The 6,932-nt window shown below is 63.6% G+C and carries 6 protein-coding genes; all 6 read left to right on the forward strand.

The window, feature by feature from the left end:
- Positions 1-1,077: bacteriophage T4 gp5 trimerisation domain-containing protein (locus FFS27_RS25465; RefSeq protein WP_409513732.1), on the forward strand; the 1,077-nt coding region annotated here is incomplete at its 5' end.
- 3 nt (positions 1,078-1,080) lie between these two features.
- Positions 1,081-4,380 carry a phospholipase D gene (gene pldA, locus FFS27_RS25470; RefSeq protein WP_021265127.1) on the forward strand — a complete coding sequence of 1,100 codons (3,300 nt, stop codon included), beginning with the start codon at positions 1,081-1,083 and terminating at the stop codon, positions 4,378-4,380.
- A gap of 428 nt (positions 4,381-4,808) precedes the next feature.
- Complete coding sequence (locus FFS27_RS25475; RefSeq protein ID WP_003109999.1) at positions 4,809-5,507, forward strand: T6SS immunity protein Tli4 family protein; 699 nt, start codon at positions 4,809-4,811, stop codon at positions 5,505-5,507.
- 177 nt (positions 5,508-5,684) lie between these two features.
- Positions 5,685-6,269 carry an electron transport complex subunit RsxA gene (gene rsxA / locus FFS27_RS25480; protein ID WP_003110000.1) on the forward strand — a complete coding sequence of 195 codons (585 nt, stop codon included), beginning with the start codon at positions 5,685-5,687 and terminating at the stop codon, positions 6,267-6,269.
- A complete protein-coding gene (rsxB, locus tag FFS27_RS25485; RefSeq protein ID WP_003092043.1) occupies positions 6,266-6,832 on the forward strand; it encodes an electron transport complex subunit RsxB in 567 nt (188 codons plus the stop codon). Before rsxA ends, rsxB begins: the two co-directional genes overlap by 4 nt.
- Positions 6,829-6,932 (forward strand): hypothetical protein (locus tag FFS27_RS34110; RefSeq protein ID WP_442962190.1); only part of this gene is annotated, 104 nt, incomplete at its 3' end. The genes rsxB and FFS27_RS34110, both read left to right, overlap by 4 nt.

The raw sequence follows: 6,932 nt of genomic DNA on the forward strand, positions 1-6,932 counted from the left end.
GACCAGCCGCTGGTCAGCGGCTGCGTCTACCACGCCGCCCACCCGGTGCCCTACGAGTTGCCGGCGAACCAGACCCGCAGCGTCTTCAAGAGCCTCAGCAGCCCTGGCGGCGGTGGCTACAACGAGCTGCGCATCGAGGATCGCAAGGGCCAGGAACAGATCTTCGTCCATGCCCAGCGCGACTGGGACGAGAACATCGAGCATGACCAGAAGATCCGCGTCGGCCACGAACGCCACGACACCGTGGAGGCGAACAGCTACAGCGAGTTCAAGGCCGAGGAGCATCACACCGTGCACGGAGAGCGCAAGGTCGAGCTGAAGGCCGATGACCATCTGACGGTCGGCGACAGCCAGCACGTGAAGCTCGGTCGTGCCTACCTGGCCAGGGCCGGGCGCGAGATCCACCTGAAGGCCGGGCAGAAGATGGTGATCGAGGCTGACAGCGAACTGACGGTGAAGGCCGGCGGCAGCTTCATCCGGCTTGACGCAAGCGGCATCGCCATCAGCGGCCCGCTGGCACGGATCAATGCAGGCGGCGCACCGGGAAGCGGCTCGGGGATCGCGATCAAGATGCCGTTGACGCCGGGGGCGGCGGACGCCGATGTCGCAGGACGCCCGCTACAACCCGCCAACGCCGGTCTCCACGCCAGCGATCCGAAGCAGAACGGCGAATACCGCTTCGATATCCGTTTGCAGGATATTCCCGGAGACGAAGGATTCCCCTTGATTCATACGCCCTGGCGCATCGTCCAGGGTAAGGAGCACAACCTGGTATTGGAAGGCGAGAGCGACGAGAAGGGACGGTTGGTGCTGGACGACACTCAACAGCGTCAGCTATCGAACGCCTGCGAGCGTGCGCCTGGCGATGTCTGGCTGGTGTATCCGGGGCAACGAATAGGCATCCGTCCGCATCGGGAGCGTGAGGGTTGGGACGCCACGCGCCACGCGCTGGGCGCGCTGGACTTCCATGACACCCTGGGCGGCCAGCGCGCGCCCACCCCGCTCGAACACCAGCGCGGCAAGCTCGACAGTTGCTGCGAAGGCGACCTTTATTCCCACCTACTGGCCAAGGACTGATCCATGTTGCAGAAGAAGCCCTACAACGGCCTCCACGAAAAGGAACTCAACCAGATCAACCAGCAGGATGGCAGCCCCTGCGTAGCCATTTCCGCACCGGGCTGTTTCATCAAGGGGTCCAACCTCTTTTCCGAAAAGCGGGCCGGTAACCGGGTCCGCTTCTTCACCACCGGCCGGGACTACTTCAGCGACCTGGCCAGCGCCCTCGACAGCGCCAGTTCGAGCATCTTCATCACCGGCTGGCAGGTCAACTACGACGTCCTCCTCGACGGCCGCCGCAGCCTCTGGCAGTGCCTGCGCCAGGCGCTGGAGCGCTCGCCCGCGCTGAAGGTCTACGTGATGCCCTGGCTCAGCCCTTCCGGCAGCCTCGGCACCTATGACTTCGAAACCATGCTCGCGGTGTTCCAGCTCAACGCCGGACTCGAGGGCGGCGCGCGCGCCTTCTGTACGCCGGCGATCCAGCAGAGCGACATGCAGGGACTGGGCGTCGCCTTCTCCCACCACCAGAAATCCGTGGTGATCGACAACCGCATCGGCTATGTCGGCGGGATCGACCTTGCCTATGGCCGTCGCGACGACAACGATTTCAGCCTCGACGCCTCCGGGCGCCGGGGCAACGACGCCTATAATCCCGGCCTACCGCATCTTGGCTGGATGGCGGAGGACGAACACGTCAGCTCCATGGGCCTGATGATGGCCACCCTGTTCGACCTTTCCAGGCCGCTCGCCAGCCTGACGCTGCATGCGCCCACCCTTCGCCTGTCGCCCTTCCCGCACATCGCCGCCAGCGACGAACCGCTGCTGAGCATTCCCCTCGCACCCAGCCGCGCCCGCGCCCTCAACGGCGCCGCCTACCTTTCCGACCTGTTCCGCAGCCCGATGCTGCCCTCCCTGCAATGGCTCGGCCGCGCCTACAACAGCTCGAAAGAAGGCCTGGACGAAGGCTTCGAACGGCTCGATGCACTCAGGCGGCAGATGGTCGCCAGCAGCATCCGCGCCATTGCCAACCTGATCGCCGACAACCTCGACGCCCTGCCCATCGAGCCTGAACTCGAACGCCGCCTGCGCGCCTGGCTGGAGGAACTGCGCACGGCCGCGCTCAACCTGCCGGAAGCCCTGCGGATCAAGAGCCTGCTCCTGATCAACCAGTGGATGAGCGAAACCGAACTGGGCCAGGTCCTGACCCTGATCAGCGGCAAGGGCTTCGAAGATATCCCGCAGAACCTGAGCGGCAAGGCCGGCGAGTTGGCCGGCTCGCTGTTCTGGACACTCCACAGACTGTTGCAGGCCCGCGCCGGAGGCCACCAGCAACCCTATCGCTACCTGGACGAAGCGCCTCAGCCATTGGCCTCGCCGGACAACGCCCGGCTGGCCGCCGACCAGCCGCGCATGCCCTGGCAGGATGTGCATTGCCGCATCGAAGGGCCGTCGGTGTACGACCTGGCGCGCAACTTCATCGACCGCTGGAACGGCCAGCAGGCCTACCTGGCCAAGACGCCGGCGCTACAGGATACGGCGCTGGTACGCAGCGCCCTGGAAGCCGTGATGAAGTGGCTGAACAGCCTGGCCGCCGCCGCGGGATTGGAGAACTACCTGGACGAGAAGCGCAACCTCCGGCTCGAACTGGACCCACCCACGCCCTGCTGGATCAACGCGCCGGAACAGTTGCCGCAAGAGCCGGAGGTGCGCCGCGGCGGCATGACCGTACAGGTACTGCGCAGCGCCGCGGCGCGCATGCTCGAACAGGAGCAGGCCGGCCGCCTCGGCGCGGGAGTGAACCTGCCCTTGCAGGTCGGCGTCTCCACCGAAGGAGTCCAGAGCAACTGCAAGGACGCCATGCTCCTGGCGATTTCCGGGGCGCAGCAGTTCATCTATATCGAGAACCAGTTCTTCCAGAGCGAGTTCGGCAAGGAAGGCGAAGTTTTCAAGGATCTGCCCCTTTCAGGCCCCATGGCCAGTCTGCGCGACGTTGGCAGCCTGCGACGCGACTTCGTCGTCCGGATACGCTTGGAGGAAGCCCTGGAGCAGCGCGACCTCTGGCTGCTGGACTGGGCCGAAGTGGAGAAGATCGCCCAGGAGCCTGGCACCGAGGCCCGCCAGTTCCTCAAGTCGATGCTCGCCATGTGGGGCGTGAACGCCCAGGGCTGGCTCACCCACAAGCTCGGCGAGGCCCAGCACGGCCTGCTCAACGAGATCGGCGAAGCCCTGGCGCGGCGCATCGAACGGGCCATCCAGCGCGAGCATCCGTTCCACGTCTACCTGGTCCTGCCGGTGCACCCGGAGGGCGCGCTGAACGTGCCGAACATCATGCACCAGGTGCACCTGACCCAGCAGAGCCTGGTGTTCGGCGAACAGAGCCTGGTCAAGCGCATTCAGCGGCAGATGGCGCTCAAGGCCCTGGAAGGCAAGTCCGACCCGGCCCAGGCCCGGGAAATCATCGAGCGCAAGGACGCTCGCGGTCGCCCGGTCTACGAACAGCAGGACTGGAGCCGCTACCTGACCCTGCTCAACCTGCGCACCTGGGCGGTGCTCGGCGGGCGGGTGGTCACCGAACAGATCTACGTGCACAGCAAGCTGCTGATCGCCGACGACCGGGTGGCCATCCTCGGCAGCGCCAATATCAACGACCGCAGCCTGCAAGGCGAGCGCGACTCCGAGCTGGCGGTGATGGTGCGCGACAGCGAGCCGCTGACGGTCAGGCTGGACGGCAAGAACGACGCCATCGTCGGCAAGGCCATCCACCAGTTGCGGGTGAATTTGTGGAAGAAGCATTTTGGCTTGAGCCAGGGGCCAGGCGGTTTCGTCAAGCCGGCCAGCGAGTTGAGTGCTTATCTGTCCATCCCGGCGGCTCAAGAGGCCTGGGAAGCTATACAAACATTAGCCAAGGAGAATACTCGTGCCTATGAACGGACTTTCAATTTTATTCCCCAAAATATCAGCCAGACTCAACTGCAACTGACTCCAGAGCCGCCTAAAGGATTTGAGGTCGGATTTCCCGCCTCCATATGGCCAACCTGGGCATACAGAAAACCTGGCGAGTTAAGGGCGGGCGGACAACTGATGGAGCCGATGCCATATCAGGAAATCTTCTGGCGCTCATCTAATCTCACTTCGGTGAAAACCTTCCCACCACCCAACGGGGTTTCCGGTTTCATCACGGCTCTACCAACCAGTTGGACCCGTGGTGAGCGCAATGATTCCGGCTTGAATCTAAGCATCCTGGCACATCAGGACAGCAGATCGCTTCCCACCCAGGTCGCCATGAATGGAGATAGCTCGGCACAAGGAAAGCATCGCACATGAAAAGGGTTTTGATGGGGCTTATCCTATTGAGCAGCTCGAATATAACTTGGGCAGAAGCCCCCTCAAGTAAATATCAGGAGTGTCTGGGTCGAATGACCTTCGAGATACCGGAGGAGATGGAGTGGGCAACTTATGATGCCTCACGAGTCTGGCAGATATCCAAAGGGGGGGGGCATAACTTTACCGCCGAGGTGACCGCCGTAGGTGACAACGGCAGCTATGACTACGACAGTATGATTTTTTACGTTTCCGAAAAGGTTGATAAAAATGAATTCCATAATGCCTCAAACTACATAAAAGGAACAGCAGAAATATACCAAGACCATCTTAGAGAAAACATAAAACTAGATAAAAAAGCAATAAGTACGCTCCAAAAAAACAAGAGCGAAGAGAAAAGTATTGAACGGATAAAAAAAGGAATCGCAGAAATGGAGGCCAAGATTCCTCTCGCCAAGATCTACGAACACGATCTCGGCATCCCTGACTCCCATATCCTTGGCAGCAAGAATATCCCCTTCCATGTCCTGCTCTGGCGCAACCAGCGGGTCTACTACTTCACCTTCTCCAAGCCGACCGAGAACTCCGCCCAGCGCATCAAGGACCTAATCGCCCGCTTCCGCACCCGCGAGCTTTACGAAGTGCCGAACGAACCGGGCATCTGCTTCCCCTACGGCTTTATCGCCGACGACGGCAAGACCGCCTACGAACTGAAGAACAGCCTGCGTTTCACCCGCACGCCCAACGTGATCTTCAGCCTGCTCACCGCCTCGGCCAACGATCCCTGGCAGACCCGTCCCACCAGCGGCCTCTACGACAGCGACTTCCGTCCCGGCTACGACCGGCAGAAATGGAAAAAAAGCGCGCTGCTCGACAGCCTCCACATCGGCAAGCGCCTGGCCGCCTTCGAAGGCTGGCGCCTCGACCCGCGCCCCGACTCCGGCGAACGGGAACGCGCCTGGTTCGGCCTGGCCCATACAGGCGGCACCCTCGATCCGCTGGTAGCGATCCAGGTGCAGACCTTCCAGAAAGGCACCGACGACCTCACCGACTACACCCCGCCCCCCGAAGAAGTACTGCCCCGCCTGAAGGCCCTGAGCCAAAGCATCGAGCAGCGGCTGGCGCGCTGAAACCCACATCGCGGGCACTTGCACGAGCCTCCGCCATGGACCATGGGTCCTGGCGGCGCCTGCGACTGACTGGGTTGCCATGCCAAACTGCGAAGGTACGCTAGCCTTGCAGGGCAATCCCACCCGATAATAAGGGATTTCCCCGACGGCCCCGGCCCTGCAACGAATGCTTCGCGTATGACTGAACTCGCCCTGATCCTGGTCAGCGCCATCCTGGTCAACAACTTTGTCCTGGTGCAGTTCCTCGGCCTGTGCCCGTTCATGGGCGTGTCGCGGAAGATCGAGACGGCCATCGGCCTGTCCCTCGCCACCACCTTCGTCCTGACCCTGGCGGCGATGTGCAGCCATATCCTGCAACGCTACGTGCTGCGCCCGCTGGACCTGGAGTACCTGCGCACCATCGGCTTCATCCTGGTGATCGCGGTGGTGGTGCAGTTCACCGAGATGCTGGTGAGGAAGACCAGCCCGCTGCTGTACCGGGTGCTCGGCATCTTCCTGCCGCTGATCACCACCAATTGCATCGTCCTCGGCGTCGCCCTGCTCAACGCCAACAAGGCTGAATACGGCTTCCTCCAGGCCACTACCCAGGGCTTCGGCGCCGGGCTGGGCTTTTCCCTGGTGCTGGTGCTGTTCGCCGCCCTGCGCGAGCGCATCGCCATCGCCGACGTGCCGGCGCCGTTCCGCGGCGCGGCCATCGGCATGATCACCGCCGGCCTGATGTCGCTGGCGTTCATGGGCTTCAGCGGGTTGGTCCGGCCATGAACGGCGTGTTCCTGGCGATCGGCGCGCTGCTGCCGATCTGCCTGGCCGGCGGTGCGCTGCTCGGCTATGCGGCGGTGCGCTTCCGCGTCCAGGGCGACCCGGTCGCCGAGCAGGTCAACGCCCTGTTGCCGCAGACCCAGTGCGGCCAGTGTGGCTACCCCGGCTGCAAGCCCTACGCCGAGGCGATCGCCGCCGGCGACAAGATCAACAAGTGCCCGCCGGGCGGCGAAGCGACCATCCGCGCCCTCGCCGACCTGCTCGACCTGGAGCCCGAGCCGCTCGACGCCGCCGAGGAAACCCCGCCGCGGGTAGCCTACATCCGCGAGGCCGAATGCATCGGCTGCACCAAGTGCATCCAGGCCTGCCCGGTGGACGCCATCGTCGGCGCCGCACGGCTGATGCACACGGTGATCGCCGACGAATGCACCGGTTGCGACCTGTGCCTGGAGCCCTGTCCGGTGGACTGCATCGAGATGCGCGAAACCCCAGACGACGTGCGCCACTGGAAATGGCCGCAGCCGTCGCCGCGACTGATCGCCAGCGACCGGGAGCGAGCGGCATGAGCGCCCTGCACGCCTTCCCCGGTGGCCTCTGCCTGCCGGCCAACAAGGAGCGCTCCACCGCCCTGCCGATCCAGCAGGCGCCGCTGGCGCAGCGCTACAT

The organism is Pseudomonas sp. 2VD (assembly GCF_005503585.1).
GTDB lineage: Bacteria > Pseudomonadota > Gammaproteobacteria > Pseudomonadales > Pseudomonadaceae > Pseudomonas > Pseudomonas aeruginosa.

Coding starts and splice junctions, on each gene's coding strand:
- rsxB (WP_003092043.1), top strand. CDS start 6,266: ATGAACGGCGTGTTCCTGGCGATCGGCGCGCTGCTGCCGATCTGCCTG.
- FFS27_RS25475 (WP_003109999.1), top strand. CDS start 4,809: ATGGAGGCCAAGATTCCTCTCGCCAAGATCTACGAACACGATCTCGGC.
- pldA (WP_021265127.1), top strand. CDS start 1,081: ATGTTGCAGAAGAAGCCCTACAACGGCCTCCACGAAAAGGAACTCAAC.
- rsxA (WP_003110000.1), top strand. CDS start 5,685: ATGACTGAACTCGCCCTGATCCTGGTCAGCGCCATCCTGGTCAACAAC.